13 protein-coding genes are annotated in these 15,289 nt (G+C 42.6%); 12 read left to right on the top strand and 1 reads right to left on the bottom strand.

Annotated elements, in window-relative coordinates; all coding sequences use genetic code 11:
* Positions 1-43: 43 nt before the first annotated feature.
* From QF049_RS08520 to QF049_RS08495, 6 genes are all read left to right on the top strand, one after another.
* Positions 44-1,699 (top strand): ABC transporter substrate-binding protein, encoded by a 1,656-nt coding sequence (locus QF049_RS08520; RefSeq protein WP_307536533.1) that lies wholly within the window; start codon positions 44-46, stop codon positions 1,697-1,699.
* Between the two features lie 112 nt (positions 1,700-1,811).
* The gene (locus tag QF049_RS08515; protein ID WP_083657036.1) at positions 1,812-2,777 is read left to right on the top strand and encodes an ABC transporter permease; all 966 of its coding nucleotides are present in this window, start codon (positions 1,812-1,814) and stop codon (positions 2,775-2,777) included.
* A gap of 12 nt (positions 2,778-2,789) precedes the next feature.
* On the top strand, positions 2,790-3,692 hold the full coding sequence (locus QF049_RS08510; protein WP_017688457.1) for a carbohydrate ABC transporter permease: 903 nt from the start codon (positions 2,790-2,792) through the stop codon (positions 3,690-3,692).
* A 282-nt stretch (positions 3,693-3,974) separates the two neighbouring features.
* The gene (locus QF049_RS08505; protein WP_091016260.1) at positions 3,975-4,349 is read left to right on the top strand and encodes a response regulator transcription factor; all 375 of its coding nucleotides are present in this window, start codon (positions 3,975-3,977) and stop codon (positions 4,347-4,349) included.
* Positions 4,339-4,974: a hypothetical protein gene (locus tag QF049_RS08500; RefSeq protein ID WP_017688455.1), complete on the top strand. Its 636-nt coding sequence runs from the start codon at positions 4,339-4,341 to the stop codon at positions 4,972-4,974. The genes QF049_RS08505 and QF049_RS08500 overlap by 11 nt, the downstream gene beginning before the upstream one ends.
* Positions 4,967-5,938 (top strand): sensor domain-containing diguanylate cyclase, encoded by a 972-nt coding sequence (locus QF049_RS08495; protein WP_307536530.1) that lies wholly within the window; start codon positions 4,967-4,969, stop codon positions 5,936-5,938. The genes QF049_RS08500 and QF049_RS08495 overlap by 8 nt, the downstream gene beginning before the upstream one ends.
* Before the next feature lie 342 nt (positions 5,939-6,280).
* Here QF049_RS08495 and QF049_RS08490 read toward each other — a convergent pair whose 3' ends face one another.
* Positions 6,281-6,625 carry a winged helix-turn-helix transcriptional regulator gene (locus tag QF049_RS08490; protein WP_307536528.1) on the bottom strand — a complete coding sequence of 115 codons (345 nt, stop codon included), beginning with the start codon at positions 6,623-6,625 and terminating at the stop codon, positions 6,281-6,283.
* Positions 6,626-6,891: 266 nt separating this feature from the next.
* On the opposite strand from QF049_RS08490, the gene QF049_RS08485 reads away from it, so the two are divergent.
* From QF049_RS08485 to QF049_RS08460, 6 genes are all read left to right on the top strand, one after another.
* On the top strand, positions 6,892-7,995 hold the full coding sequence (locus QF049_RS08485) for a Gfo/Idh/MocA family protein (RefSeq protein WP_307536526.1): 1,104 nt from the start codon (positions 6,892-6,894) through the stop codon (positions 7,993-7,995).
* 116 nt (positions 7,996-8,111) lie between these two features.
* Positions 8,112-9,458, top strand: a complete 1,347-nt coding sequence (locus QF049_RS08480; RefSeq protein WP_307536523.1) for an NtaA/DmoA family FMN-dependent monooxygenase — start codon at positions 8,112-8,114, stop codon at positions 9,456-9,458.
* Between the two features lie 14 nt (positions 9,459-9,472).
* A complete protein-coding gene (gene nfsA / locus QF049_RS08475) occupies positions 9,473-10,213 on the top strand; it encodes an oxygen-insensitive NADPH nitroreductase (RefSeq protein ID WP_307536521.1) in 741 nt (246 codons plus the stop codon).
* Positions 10,214-10,351: 138 nt separating this feature from the next.
* Complete coding sequence (locus QF049_RS08470; RefSeq protein ID WP_091019087.1) at positions 10,352-10,780, top strand: MarR family winged helix-turn-helix transcriptional regulator; 429 nt, start codon at positions 10,352-10,354, stop codon at positions 10,778-10,780.
* A gap of 287 nt (positions 10,781-11,067) precedes the next feature.
* Positions 11,068-13,380 (top strand): glycoside hydrolase family 95 protein, encoded by a 2,313-nt coding sequence (locus QF049_RS08465; protein WP_307536519.1) that lies wholly within the window; start codon positions 11,068-11,070, stop codon positions 13,378-13,380.
* A gap of 322 nt (positions 13,381-13,702) precedes the next feature.
* Positions 13,703-15,289 (top strand): response regulator, encoded by a 1,587-nt coding sequence (locus QF049_RS08460; RefSeq protein WP_307536517.1) that lies wholly within the window; start codon positions 13,703-13,705, stop codon positions 15,287-15,289.

The raw sequence follows: 15,289 nt of genomic DNA, 5'->3' as shown, positions 1-15,289 counted from the left end.
ACTAAAAACAGTAAGACATACCACTTCCAAGGAGGGCAAGTACATGGGGGGACTTAAGAAAAAGAAGCTTTGGGGTTCCGTATCACTCGTTCTGGCTTTGAGTTTGGCACTGGCAGGATGCAGCGGTGACAATGAGAAAGCGACTACAAAGGATGGGAAAGAGGTACTGAACATCACGGCCTTTATCGGAACGCCAAATCAGGCGCCAGCTAAAGATAACCGAATCTACAAGAAGATCCAGGATGAACTCGGCGTCAATCTTGAGATGGAGTTTCTTGTGGGTGATCTTCAACAGAAGCTAGGCGTTATGATTGCCGGTGGCGATTTCCCTGACTTGATCACAGCAGATACCAAATTGGTATCAGCCGGTGCGGTTATTCCGCTCGAAGATCTCATTGAAGAGCATGCACCTAATCTGAAGAAACATTTCGGTAAAGACTGGAACCGGATGAAAGACTCTAGTGACGGACATATTTACTGGTTGCCTAACTATGGAGTGTATACAGGGGAGTTCATTAGTAACTATTATTCTGGTCCTGCATTCTGGATCCAAAAGTCCATACTGAAGGATGCCGGGTACCCGACTCCTAAAACGTTGGATGATTTCACTAAGTTGATCCGTGATTATGCAGCCAAGAATCCAACTATTGATGGTCAACCGACGATTGGTTTCACTACATTGGCTTCAGACTGGCGGACGTTCCCTTTGCTTAACCCACCTGAACATCTTACGGGTCACCCCAATGACGGGGGCGTAGTCGTAGATGATAGTGGAGTCGCAACCGTGTTTGCCGACAAAGATATCTCCAAACGGTATTATAAAGAACTAAACAATCTGTACAATGAGGGATTGCTGGATAAAGAAGCCTTTGTTCAGAACTATGATCAATATCTGGCCAAAATTTCTTCAGGACGTGTGCTTAGTATGTTCGACCAGCACTGGAATTTCCAAGCCGGTGAAGACCCGCTCGTAGCACAGGGGAAAATTGGCCAGACATACGTGGGCTTCCCGCTAGTCTATGATACAAGTATTACAGATCATTATCTGGATCGTCCGGTTATCAACTTGAACAATGGTTTTGGTATCAGTAAAGATGCTGAAGATCCTGTCGCAATCATCAAATTCCTCGATAAACTTATGGACGAGAAGTACCAGAAGCTCTTGTCATGGGGTGAAGAGGGTGTAGACTATCAGGTGAATGAAGAGGGAAGATTCTATCGTACGCCAGAGCAACGTAAAGAGCAGGATGATCCGGCATGGAGACTGATCAACAAAGCAGAAGGTTTCTACGCTGCTGCACCGAAGCTCGAAGGAACATTTGAAGATGGCAATGCGATTGGAGCGATCAACCAACCTGAGGAATTCTATGACAACCTCAAACCGGAAGATAAAGAACTTCTGGATGCGTACGGCTTCAAAACGTGGAGTGATTTCTTCTCCCCTGCACCAGAGAATCCTGTGTACTATCCAGCATGGCAGGTCGATCTGAAAGAAGGCTCTGATGCTGCGGTAGCGAACAAACAAATGACAGACACTTCATTGAAATTCTTGCCTAAAGCAATCATGTCAAAACCGGATGAGTTCGATAACATTTGGACTGAATATGTAGACGCTTACAAGAAGATCGATGTTAAATCCTATGAAGACCGAATTAATGAACAACTGAAATGGAGAATCGAGAACTGGTCTGTTAAATAAAAAAATGCGGCAATGATTCTCTCGGAAGGTATCAACCAAAGGATTACTCAGGCGAGTGCCTTCCGAGGACATCATGCTTAAAGTCGCTGCAAGCCAATAGGAGGAGTGAAAGATGGCGAACACGCCTGGAGCCATACCAGAGCAAACCACCCGTACAGTCGTTCCCAAAGCACCACTGTTAAAACGATTGCGCGGACAAAGACAACTCATGTTCATGTCATTGCCCATCGTTGCGTACATTCTCGTATTCTCGTATTATCCCATTTGGGGCTGGGTTATGGCCTTTCAGAATTACAGTCCTGCGAAGAGTTTCACCCAGCAGGAATGGGTCGGGCTCAAACACTTTAAGTTTTTGCTAACAGACGATGCATTTCTTAACGTGCTTCGTAATACCATTGCGATGAGCGTCATCAATATGGTGCTCGGATTTGCGACAGCAATTATATTTGCCATTTTACTTAATGAGATCAAACATAAGTTCTATAAACGAACCATTCAAACAATATCGTATTTACCTCACTTTCTCTCATGGATTATCGTGACAGGCATCGTGGCAAGTTCACTGTCTGTAGATGGTGGGATTGTGAATGTGGTGCTCATGAAGCTGCATATCATTCAAGAACCTATCATGTGGCTTAGCGTTCCGGAATACTTCTGGGGCATTGTAGGCGCATCTCATGTATGGAAAGAAGTTGGCTGGAATGCCATTATTTATTTGGCGGCCATCACGTCTATCGATCCTTCCCTCTATGAAGCGGCAGAGATTGATGGTGCGAACCGATATAAGAAAATGCTGTATGTGACCTTACCCGGAATCAAATCCATTGTTATCATTTTGCTGATCATGAATATGGGCTGGATTTTGGAAGCTGGATTCGAGGTTCAGTATCTGTTAGGTAATGGTGTGGTTGTCGACTGGTCACAGACGATAGATATATTTGTCCTGAAATACGGACTACAGATCGGGAATTATTCTTTGGCTACTGCGGCAGGTATCTTCAAAACAGTAGTTAGTATCACGCTGATCTTTGCGGCGAATTCAATTTCCAAACGGCTCGGGGAAGACCGATTAATATAAGGGGGACTAGAGATGGGAATCAATAAATCTCGGCTTGAACCGATTGTCTTCCATACGTTAAATGGTATACTGATGATCGCAATCGCGATTGTTACCCTGTATCCGTTTGTGAATACACTCGCCGTATCATTCAATGCCGGTAATGACACCATCCGGGGTGGGATTTATCTGTGGCCTCGGGTATGGACAGATCAAAACTACAGAGCAGTATTTGCAGGAGGGACCATCTTCAGCGCCTTTGGTATATCTGTGGCGAGAACGGTTTTGGGGACAGTTTTAAGTCTATTCTTAACCTCCATGCTGGCTTACACACTAAGCCGAAAAGATTATATATTACGAAAGCCCATTACCATTACAGTTGTTCTTACGATGTATTTTAGTGCAGGTCTTATTCCAACTTACTTCCTAATGAAAGATTTGCATTTGTTAAACAACTTCCTGGTGTACATTATTCCTGGGCTGATCAGTGCCTTTAATATGATTGTTATTCGAACCTATATCCAGACACTACCCGAGGGATTGATCGAATCCGCCAAAATTGATGGTGCTGGAGATTTCAGAACATTCATTTCCATTATTCTACCGCTGTGCCAACCGGTTCTCGCTACTGTTGCACTGTTCATTGCAGTCGGTCAATGGAACTCTTGGTTTGATACGTTTCTGTATGCATCTTCCAAACAAAACTTGAGCACGCTGCAATATGAGTTGATGAAACTATTATCATCTTCCATGAATTCCAACAGCAGTGCAGCCGTTGCCAATGGCGCAGATCTTGGCGCTGCACGCAACATGGTCACACCTGTATCAATTCGGGCAGCGATTACGATTGTTGCCGCATTACCCATCTTAGTCGTATATCCATTTTTGCAGAAGTATTTCGTTCATGGCTTGCAGCTTGGAGGGGTAAAAGAGTAAACTTAATGCAGTTCCAGATAACCGATCAAAAACGGTCACTAGGTGACCGTTTTTTTACGTTTTTTAAACGGCGGGCCGTAGTATGTCAATTGCACACGAATCTACCTTATTCAATAATGTTGTTGACAATTAAATTAAAGTTACTATAATTTATATTTACTTGATTCACCAGTCAGTCTTTTTTCAGGGTGCCACTGTGCGCGAAAGCCCTATATCAAGAACTGTCCACAGCGCCTGACCATCCCGAGCTCTTACCATTTTATCAAGGAGACTGAAGAGAAAATGAAAGTATTAATCGTAGAAGACTCCATTTTCGTACAGAAATTGCTTACAAAGCTGATTGTTGATCATATTCCAGCATGCGAGATTCAGATTGCTAACAATGGAGAGCAAGGATACAACCTATTTAAGGAATTTCAACCTGATTTTATAACCACCGACCTGCTGATGCCAGGTTTGAACGGACAAGAAATGCTTCGAATGATTAGAGAAACGGATAGCAATGTCAAAATTATTATCTTATCTGCAGATATTCAGAAGACAACTAGGGATGAAGTTGAAATGTTAGGCATTTCTGGTTTTTTGAATAAACCGTTAACCGCAGAGAAGGCAACGACCATGATTCAACTGATTCAGGCGGCCTATCATGCTGAATGATTTACAGAAGGATTTGCTTACTGAACTAGTAAACGTTTACGTGGGACAAGCGGCTAACATGTTGTCGGAGATTGTGGACAAGCGTATCGTTTTGAATATTCCGGAAGTGGAACTAATCTCCATATCCGATGTTGATCCTGGAGATCGAAGATACAACATTTTCTTTAGTGAAGGTCACCTGTTTAGGTCATCTTTACAGTTTGGCTACGAATTTCAGGGAAAAGCATTTCTGATGTTTCCTGTTGAGCAGGCTAAAGTATTGGCAAACATCTGTCTTGGAGAACTGGGTGAGAGCGTTATACCGAACGATCCGAACCTGATGGACACGGATTTGGACGTTTTGAAGGAAGTTAGCAATGTCCTGCTTAACGCCATTATTGGAGAATTCGGTAATTTCCTGGAGATCAAACTGGAATATGTCCTGCCTGATATTGAACTAATCTATGTCACCAATTCCGATCAACAAATATTGCTTCAGAATGAAGTCTATGTCCTGGTTTTACATACCTCGTTTTTACTTGCCGATACGGATGTGACAGGTATCATTGTCATAGCATTAAGTATGAACTCCATATCGAGCCTGCTGGCCAAAATGGACGCTTTATTGGAGGCGGACAATGGATAATCTTATTTCACAAGCTTTGAACAAAGCCCATATGGGAATAATGATCGTGGACAGACAATTGAAAGTTGTTGTGTGGAATGGCTGGTTGGAACGCCTTACAGGCAAAAATGCGGAAGAGGTAATTGGCTTGAATCTGCTTGAGGTCTGCCCGCGGTTTAAGTCGAACATGTATCTGAATATTTTGCAAAATGCGCTGTATCATGGACAAAGCAGGTTTTGCTCAAGCGCTTTACATAAGGCATTCATTCTTCCTAATGAAGGAGAGGATGAACAATTATTCAGACAAAATATGCATGTTGAACCGCTCTATCATGAAGATCGGAGTTACGCCCTTATTCAGATTACTGACATGACAAACACCAATACAAGGGTATATAAACTTAAAAATCTGATCAAAGAACTGGAGACGGAGTACGCCAAAATCAAAATCTCCGAGAAAATGAGCAAGCATTTATCTTTGCATGATCCACTTACCGGTCTGCCTAATCGTCTTGCTTATAATGACCGTCTTGCCTGGGCCATCAGTAATGCCCAAAGAAACCATAACAAACTAGCCGTCATGTTTGTGGATGCTGATGGGTTTAAACAAGTGAATGATACATATGGACACCATGTTGGCGATCAAGTGTTGCTGGAAATGGCAAAGCGATTAAGCGAAACAATTCCAAGTGCGGACACTGTAGCTCGACTTGGCGGGGACGAATTCATCATTTTAAGCCATCTGAAAGATGATCACGATGCTGAAGTCATCGCCAAAAGATTGGAAGCTGCATTCAGTACCCATTTCAAAATTGCCGGAAACTATATCAACCTTTCGATGAGTATTGGTATCAGCCTATTTCCCAAGCATGGACAGGAGCCTTCCGAACTACTGAGACATGCGGATGGAGCCATGTACAAGATTAAAAAGAATGGCAAGAATGGTTACGGAATTTATGAACCTGAAAATGCTAAAGAAATCTAAAATGTCTTTTAATAAAGTTGCTATAATAGCAACTTTATTTGTTTATACAATTAACTTAAGAAAAAATACGTTTTTTCCTCTATTACTGTATGGAATGCCGATTATCTTAATTATAGTGGGGTATTTCATATTCAATTGAGAGCCGCCGATGAACGGCTTTTTTTGGATTTTATTAAATAAGTAGAAGTCGAACAGAGGCGATAGTCAGAACAGTACCAAAAGCAAGGAGAAAAACGCCTCTAAACTTGATGCTCATCATATCGTATTCATGAAGTTCATCCTTCGTACGATTCATCCCTCCTTTAACAATTATAAGTAATATGGAAGCCTGGTTTAAGTTACTTAGCCGTATTCTTTGCCGAAGTCCTCCATCTTTTCAAGGATCGGTAGTAACTTCATTCCCTTGTCTGTTAACGAATACTCAACTCGCGGAGGAACTTCCGGATGTACATCACGTTGAATAACACCATCATTCTCCAACTCTTTAAGCTGCTTTGTGAGGGAGCCTTGAGACAGATCTCCAAGGAATTTTTTGATATCTGTATATCGACGTGTTTCGTCTTTTAGGTACCATAAGATAAAATATTTCCAACGCCCAGAAAGGACATTCTGAGTAAAAGCTATGGCGTACATGTCACTTTTTCCATCTATAAACTCTTGTTCAAATCCTTCATTGCAAACTCTCATTCATATCACTCCTGATCCAAAGGTACAAAAAGATGTACTTTGTTCATTTAAATTGCCCTCTTTGCTAACAAAACAAATACATTTATGATGGTGTCAACACCAAAACAATTTTAGTTTACCTAAAGTGTGAAAGAATAATTAATCTTATCTCGATTGAATAGTTAGCAAGCTAAATAAATATATCATAGAAATGAGTGACTGATAAGGGCTGGAGAGAAACCGATATTCGATCATACTGTAAATTTTAACAAGGGAGATGTTTAACAATGAGCAAAAAAATTCGTACAGGTATCATAGGGGCATCCATTAATAACGGGTGGGCGAGTGGAACACATATTCCAGCTATTCAGCATTTGGATGAATTCGAGCTTACAGCGGTTGGGACAAGTAATATGGTGAGTGCAAAGAAAAGCGCAGAAGCTTTCTATGCAGATCACGGCTTTGATAATATGGAGGAGTTGGCTCAGCATCCTGATGTGGATATGGTCGTTGTCAGTATTAACGTCAAGGAACATTATAATGCAGTCAAAGCCATCGCTCCTGCGGGCAAACCAATCTATTGTGAATGGCCTTTGGGTTCTAATACAGAGGAAGCGCTTGAAATGCAGGAATGGGTATCCTCTGCCCAATTGCCAAATGCGATTGGATTACAGGCAAGACAAGCCCCGGCCGTTCAATATGTAAAAGATTTATTGGCAGAAGGTTATGTGGGTAAAGTGTTATCTGCCAACCTGAAGATCTCCATTGATGGCATGGGTGGCGTTGGTGACAAGTCGACTGCGTACTTGTATGACCGGAAAGTTGGAGGGAACTTGCTGACCATTGTAGGGGGCCATAATCTGGATGCCTTCACTTACATGCTTGGGGACTTTACAGAATTGTCTTCCACCACAGCTCAACAGTTTTCAGAAGTTGAATTGGTAGATATTCAGAAAGTCATCAAGAAAACAACGGATGATCAGATCATGATTACAGGGAAATTGACTAATGGGGCAGCAGCCAGCGTTCATATTCAAGGTGGAGTCAAACATCAGACAGGACTCACACTTGAAATTTTCGGAGACAATGGCACGATTGTTCTAAGCGCTCCTGCATCCATTCAATTCGGATCACATCAATTACGTGGTGCAGGATCTACGGACAACGAGCTTCGTGAACTAACCATTCCCGATGCCTATTACTCGGCTCCACATTCTCTATATAACGACTCCGGATTTGTTCTGAACATGGCTCAGGCTTATCGTAAGTTTGCCAAGGATATTCAAGAAGGTACTACCTTAGCACCTACTTTCGCGGATGCGGTGAAACTTCATCAGTTACTGGATGCCGTCGAGAAATCAGCCCAGACCGGTGAACGTCAATATCTATAACCCTCACTCAAGAGAACAAAAGCTGATCCATCCATATATTTAGCATGCTAAATATATTCGCACGATAGAAAGGTCACACATATCTGTGCCTTTCCAGAACGAAGGAGAAAATCGTTATGAAAAAAAGAAGTGAAATGCAACTGGCTTTACAGATGGTTTCGGGTTATGGAGCCGAATTTAGCGCATGGAGAATGCCTGGCACGGACCCTGCAGCTTACACCAATATGGATAGTTATGTAGAACGGGCTAAATTAGCTGAACAAGGAAAATTTCAAATGATTTTCATCGCTGACACTCCAGGATTATCCAACAATTTAGGCCCACAGACGCCTATGTTCCCTATGGACCCCATGTTGGCACTGATGGCAGTAGCAAGAGAGACACAACACATCGGGCTTGTTGCTACCCTCTCTACAACATTTAATTATCCCTACAACATTGCACGTCAGTTCAAAGCACTGGATGTTATCAGTCATGGACGTGTGGGATGGAATGCGGTTACCACATCCGACCCCCTAGCGGCGGCTAATTTCGGTGCCCGGGTTGAAAATCGCCAAGAACGCTATGACAAGGCACATGAAAGCATACAAATTGTTCAGGCCTTGTGGGGGAGTTGGGAACCAGACGCTTGGACGTTAGATGTAGAAGGAGGGGAATTTGCGGATATGGACAAAATCCAGCCTATAAACCTTCAGGGTCAATATTACGCATCTCGTGGTCCTTTGCCCATTCCGCCCTCTGAGCAAGGCCAGCCAGTGATTTTCCAGGCAGGGGGAGGAGGTGAAGGAGTAGAATTAGCTGGGAAATATGCTTCGGGAGTGTACGCCAATCCTTATGATATTACGTCTGCCCGTGAACACAGACAAGCGATAAGGCAAAGTGCTGCCCGTTTCGGTCGAAACCCCGATGATATCAAAATGTTTGCAGGTTTTATGTTTTCTCTGGCTTCAACGGAGGAAGAAGCTCTGGATCGTCGGAAACAGCTTATGAGCTTTAATCCTCAGGAAATTCCCAGCAGGGTAAGTTACCTCGGATCCATGGTTGGTTTACCCTTATCGGTAAACTCAGTAGATATAGATCAACCTTTAGCGGCAGACTTGTTGAAAAATGCATATGCCAACCCCATGGACCCACGTTCTCCAAGAGCCTTAAAGTTATTAAAAGAAGGACTCTCTGTAAGGGATGTTCTCGCTCACGGGGTCATCAACTATCATCCGGTCGTTGCAGGCACTCCGACACAGGTTGCTGACTTCTTGGAAGAATGGTTTCTGGCTGAAGCATGTGACGGATTCTCAGTCGTGCCCGATGTATCTTTTGATGGCGTTGCAGATTTTGTGAATCAGGTAGTTCCTATCTTGCAGGAGCGCGGTTTGTTCCATAAGGAATATGAAGGAAAAACACTACGCGAGAATATGGGCGTTCCTTACGAATACGGATTGCAGGAACATGGAATCAACGAATAAAGGAGAGGTTTTTAATGAATAACACACTCGAATTGCTTCATAACCATACATCGTTTCGTTCTTACACATCTCAACCCCTAACTGAGGAACAAATAGATGCAATATTTCAGGCGGCGAATCAAACTTCATCGTTCAGTCTTCTTCAGGCGGTATCCATTATTCGCATCACAGATCCAGTACTTCGAAAAAAAATCAGACATCTCTGTGTCGATCAACCCTATATTGAAGAAGCGGCAGAATTCTGGGTCTTCTGTGCTGATTTCAACCGAAATCATGAAATCGCTCCGGATGTGGATATTGAATATATTGAATTTCTGTTGATTGGTTCATTCGATGCCGGCCTGATGGCACAAAATGCGTTAACCGCGGCTGAATCGATGGGACTTGGCGGAGTGTTCATTGGTGCGGTCAGAGCCAATATTAGCGAACTATCTGACGTATTGAATTTACCTAAATATGTTATCCCTCTGGTGGGATTATGTATCGGTAATCCAGCTGGAGATAAGCCGGAACTGAAACCTCGCTTCCCTCAATCCATGGTATTGCTTGATAATCAATACCAACCGATGGATCAAGAGAAATTGGCAATCTATGATGAGACCATGCTGAAGTATTATGAAAATCGTCCGACGAGAGCTCCTTTCACCGTAAAAAAAGTAAAAGGATGGAGTGACCATATCAAGGATCACCTCGAAAGAAGTATTCAACCGCAAATGATGGCCTACTTGAACAAGCAAGGTTTTGCAAAAAAATAAGGACTAAACCCATCTTTCGGGTGAAACTTGGATAGGAAAAAGCCCTTAAAGACGACACTAAGGTGAATTGACACCTGTATATCCCCATGATACATTTAGTCTGCTAAATATAATTCGGATGTTAGGGAGGGATCGTTCATGACGACAGATGCAGTAGATTGTGATATTCGACAGTCTTTAGACCGAATTTCCTCCCAAATGCGTCGAAATTATAGTGAATCTCTTCGGGAACTTAATCTCTATGTAGGACAAGATAATCTGTTGTATCGGCTGTGGTTGGGTGATGGGGTAACACAGATGCAACTAAGTGAACATATGAAATGTGAACCACCAACGGTTACAAACATGGTCAAATCACTGGAACAGAACGGATTTATATATCGCAAACGTGATGTACAGGATGCAAGGATCATGCGTATCTTTCTAACCGATAAGGGCAAAGAATTAGAAAAACCGGTTGAGTATAAATGGAGAGAGCAGCAAGAGAAACTACTTCAATCCATTTCTTCGGAAGATCGGCTGATATTGAGGCAATTCATGCAACAAATGGAGCGAAATATCTTATAACTTATGCCAAGCTTTACGTAAGCTAAATGAAATGAACGAAACAGAGCCGCTATTATAGCGGCTTTTTTTATTGCCAATAGCTATACTTCCTTGCCCAGAACAAGAATTTGTACTGTCAGTTTCGAAATTTACGATTACACCTCTAATGCTGGGATAAGATTGTGATAATTCAAGTTAATTTTGTTCATTTAGATGCTTAAGAGATTACAGTACACTGAAAGAACATACAAATGGAACACACTAAACATAAAAAATGTGAGGAATTATAATTCGTTGGAGGTTTTAACGTGAAGACCAAAAATATCTGGTTTAATCAACCTGCTGGAAGATGGGAAGAGGCATTACCTATCGGAAATGGAACTCTTGGAGGCATGATTTTTGGGAAAACACAGATCGAGAGAATTCAGCTTAATGAAGATAGTCTGTGGTATGGTGGACCGATGCAGCGGAATAATCCTCAAGCACTTGAATCTTTATCTCAGATCAGAAGCCTGATTTTTGACGGTAAGATTAGGGAAGCAGAAGAACTCGCAGCAGATACTCTGGTAGGTGTTCCTGACGGGCAAAGACATTATGAGCCATTAGGGGACTTCTATATCGCTATGGATCACAGTGAACATGAACCAAATGGATATCAAAGACATCTCGATCTGGAACAAGGCAAGGTAAACGTGAATTACACCGTAGATCAATCCATTTACAGCCGAGATTATTTTGCTAGCTACCCGGATCAAGTGCTCGTTGTTCATCTCAAATCTAGCGTGCCTGGAAAGTTATCTTTCTCCACTGTTTTTGGCAGGGGAGCCGTTCTGGAATCAACATCCTATTCAGATATTCTTAAGCATCCTGTTGGTTTCCAATCCTATCTGGACCGGATCGAGAGGCGTGGAACGAATAACTTGATCATCCGGGGAAGAAGTGGGGGGGAAGAAGGAATCCGATTTTGTTGTGCGATACGCCTTATATCTGAAGGAGGGCAGGTTCATTATTCAAGCGGTCAGCTTTCTCTGAAGGATGGTAATTCAGCGACTATTCTAATCACGGCTTGCACGGATTTTCGAGTACCCAAGGAACAACTCGAAGTGGAGTGCCTCCGCAGAATTGATGCTGCTTCCGCAAAACCATATAGCGAACTGCTCGCCGATCATGTCTCGGACTATCAATCCTTATTCAAAAAGATGGATATACATCTCGAAGATGATAATAAAGATGTGATATGTTCCGAACTTCCAATCGATCAGCGCCTTGAGCGGCTTAGAGCTGGTAAGCATGATCCGGAACTCATGAGTCTATACTTTCAATTTGGTCGTTATTTGCTTATCTCAAGCAGTCGTCCAGGTTCTTTACCTGCAAACCTTCAAGGGATATGGAATAAAGACATGCTTCCTGTATGGGATAGCAAATATACGATTAATATTAATACACAGATGAACTACTGGCCTGCAGAAAGCTGCAATCTGTCTGAATGTCACATTCCATTGTTTGATTTTATAGATCGACTGCAAGTCCGGGGAAAGGAAACCGCTAGAACCATGTACGGATGCAAGGGATTCGTTGCTCATCACAATTCGGATATCTGGGCAGATGCTGCACCGCAGGATGTATGCATGACATCGACGTTTTGGACCATGGGAGGAGCATGGCTTTCATTACATCTATGGGACCACTACGAATACAATAAGGATGTTCAATTTCTCAAAAAGGTTTACTCCACGATGAAAGATGCGGCTATGTTTATTCTGGATTATCTAATAGAGGATCCTTCCGGCAATTGGGTGATATGTCCTTCGTCCTCACCGGAAAATCGCTATATATTAGATAATGGAGAGTCGGGGGCTTTATGTTTTGGTGCTTCAATGGACAATCAGATTATTAGAGAACTCTTCACGCGTTGCATTGAAAGTACCCGGATATTGCAAGAAGATCAGGAATTCGGAGAAGAACTCCGTAGTGCTTTAACCAAAATACCGGAGACCTCCATTGGCAAACATGGCCAGATCCAAGAGTGGAGTAAGGATTATGATGAAATGGAACCTGGACACAGACATATTTCCCATTTATTCGCTTTGCATCCTGGAACGCAAATTACGTTGCAATCAACGCCTGATCTGGCCAAGGCAGCTCGTGTAACACTCGACAGAAGACTGGAACACGGTGGCGGACACACAGGATGGAGCAGGGCGTGGATTCTCAATATGTGGGCCCGATTAGAGGAGTCGGAACTTGCACACGATAACATCGTGGAACTTCTACGTTCCTCCACGTTACCCAATCTGTTTTGTGACCATCCTCCATTTCAAATTGATGGGAACTTTGGAGGTACTGCAGGTATAGCAGAGATGCTTCTTCAGAGCCATAACGAAGTAATCAGATTGTTACCTGCTTTGCCGGCAGCTTGGCCAAAAGGATATATTCGTGGTATTCGGGCTCGTGGCGGATTTGAATTAGAACTGGAATGGGAAAATGGTCGTCTGTTGAATACCAGAATTCGTTCTATTGAAGAAACAAGAGTAACCGTGTCCTATCTGGACCAAAAAATAGAATTAACCTTTCCTGGCCCCAATTCTATAATTGAATTAAAAGGATATCATTGGAATTAATAGAATAATCATCAATGAGTTACTGATTTACATGAGCGAATATCATCCGACAAAATTGCCGGATGAATTCGCTCTTTTTCTTTTGTGAGCTAAGATAAAGCCATTGATTCAAGCTGAATCAATGGCTTTTTGGTGTGAAATCGATATCTTTAATAGTCCTTTCGCGCAATAAATATAACGATCTATGCAATGAAATTACAGATCACAACCTATAAAATGTAAGCATATTACATATTTGAGTATAATTAATGAAATCGCTTCCAGATAGGAGATGACTAGTTTCTGGCGGTTTATTTTCGTTGGAGGAAAGGGGGACACACGGATGTTAAAAGTATTACTGGTAGATGACGAGATGTATGTACGAAAGGGGCTGTATGAACTCATACATTGGATGGATCTTAACATGGAGATTATCGGAGAGGCAGAGAACGGTGCAGAGGCATTAAATCTGATTGAATGCCTGCAACCAGACGTGATTATAACAGATATCCGTATGCCAATCCTGGATGGACTGGAACTGATACGTGCCGTTGAGAAAATGCCACATCTGGAACCTGTGTTCATTATCATCAGTGGTTATCATGACTTCAAATATGCACAGCAGGCAATCAGGTACGGCGTTCATGACTATATCCTTAAGCCTATTGATGATGAAGAACTGACGGCGACGTTGCAGAAGTCGGCTAATCTGATTTGCAATAAAAGAAAACATATTCTTTTGGCTGAGGGACAGGCGAGTAACATCATGCTGGAGGATGTGATCAAAGGCCATGTACAGAAGGAAGATGAACATCGATATGCCGAGATGCTTGGGATCAATCGTAACTCCAGTCTGCTCATGACTTTGATTGAACTTCAGACCGGATTAGATGAAATTAAAATTACCATTGAACAGCTGCGTGAAGCAGTACATTCTCTGGAGAGTAATTTATGCAAAATGTTCATCAGTGAGCAACAACGCGGCACGTTTGCTTTATTACTGTTGTGGCCTGATCATCATCAAGGGGGCTCGGCGTTACAGGATAAACTGCATAATATTCATATAACACTGAGCAAAAGATTTAACCTGGATATCGGTCTTTACGCAGGAACACTCGTCAAAGAAATTGGTGATGTCCCACAATCACTTATGGCGGCTGAAGAAGCAGCCAAGCATAAATATGCTGAAACTGGTGGTGTCGTACGTTATACGGAGATCAAGGACAAACCGCTGTTTGTTTTCAATGTATACCAGGACGAGGTGGATCACTTAATTTTGAGCCTGGAAGAGGGGAATAGGCCTGCTTACCACAAGATTGTAGAAGAGAAATTCAAATTGTTTCATATGAGTCGGTTTTCTCCTCAGGCTGTATCGGGTTCTCTTTTGCGTTGTATAACGGGTATTCTCGCTGTGGTCCACGAAATGGGTGGTAATGATGAAGGGTTGCAGCAGCTGAAGGAGCTGGCACAACAAAGTCATGAAGGTTGGAATTTACGACTATTGAAGAATGCTTTTCTCACTGCGCTCGAGGAAGCCGAGGATTATGTCTCTCAACTGCGGATGGAGCGATCCAAAGGGGATATCAGCAAGATCAAACGGTATATTGATGCAAATTATACCGAGAACATCAATCTCAAAAGCATTGCTGCGCTCTTCTATATGAATCCCGTCTATCTTGGGCGATTATTCCGCAAAAGCTACAATCAATACTTTAATGACTATCTGCTGAACCTGCGGATTTATGAGGCGAAGAAGTTACTGCGCCAGACGGATCTGAGAATGTACGAGGTTGCTGCACGCGTAGGATTTCAGAATGCGGACTATTTTGTAACCCAGTTTGAGAAACTTGTTAAGTTATCGCCTACAGAGTATCGCAATCTCCTTATGGGAAATGAGCAGCGAGGTGCACAATGCCAAGATGGAACCTGA

The organism is Paenibacillus sp. W4I10, assembly GCF_030816325.1.
In the GTDB taxonomy this organism is placed as follows: Bacteria; Bacillota; Bacilli; order Paenibacillales; family Paenibacillaceae; genus Paenibacillus; species Paenibacillus amylolyticus_B.
Note: the sequence above shows the minus strand (reverse complement) of the source record. Positions and strands in the feature narration are given on the sequence as shown.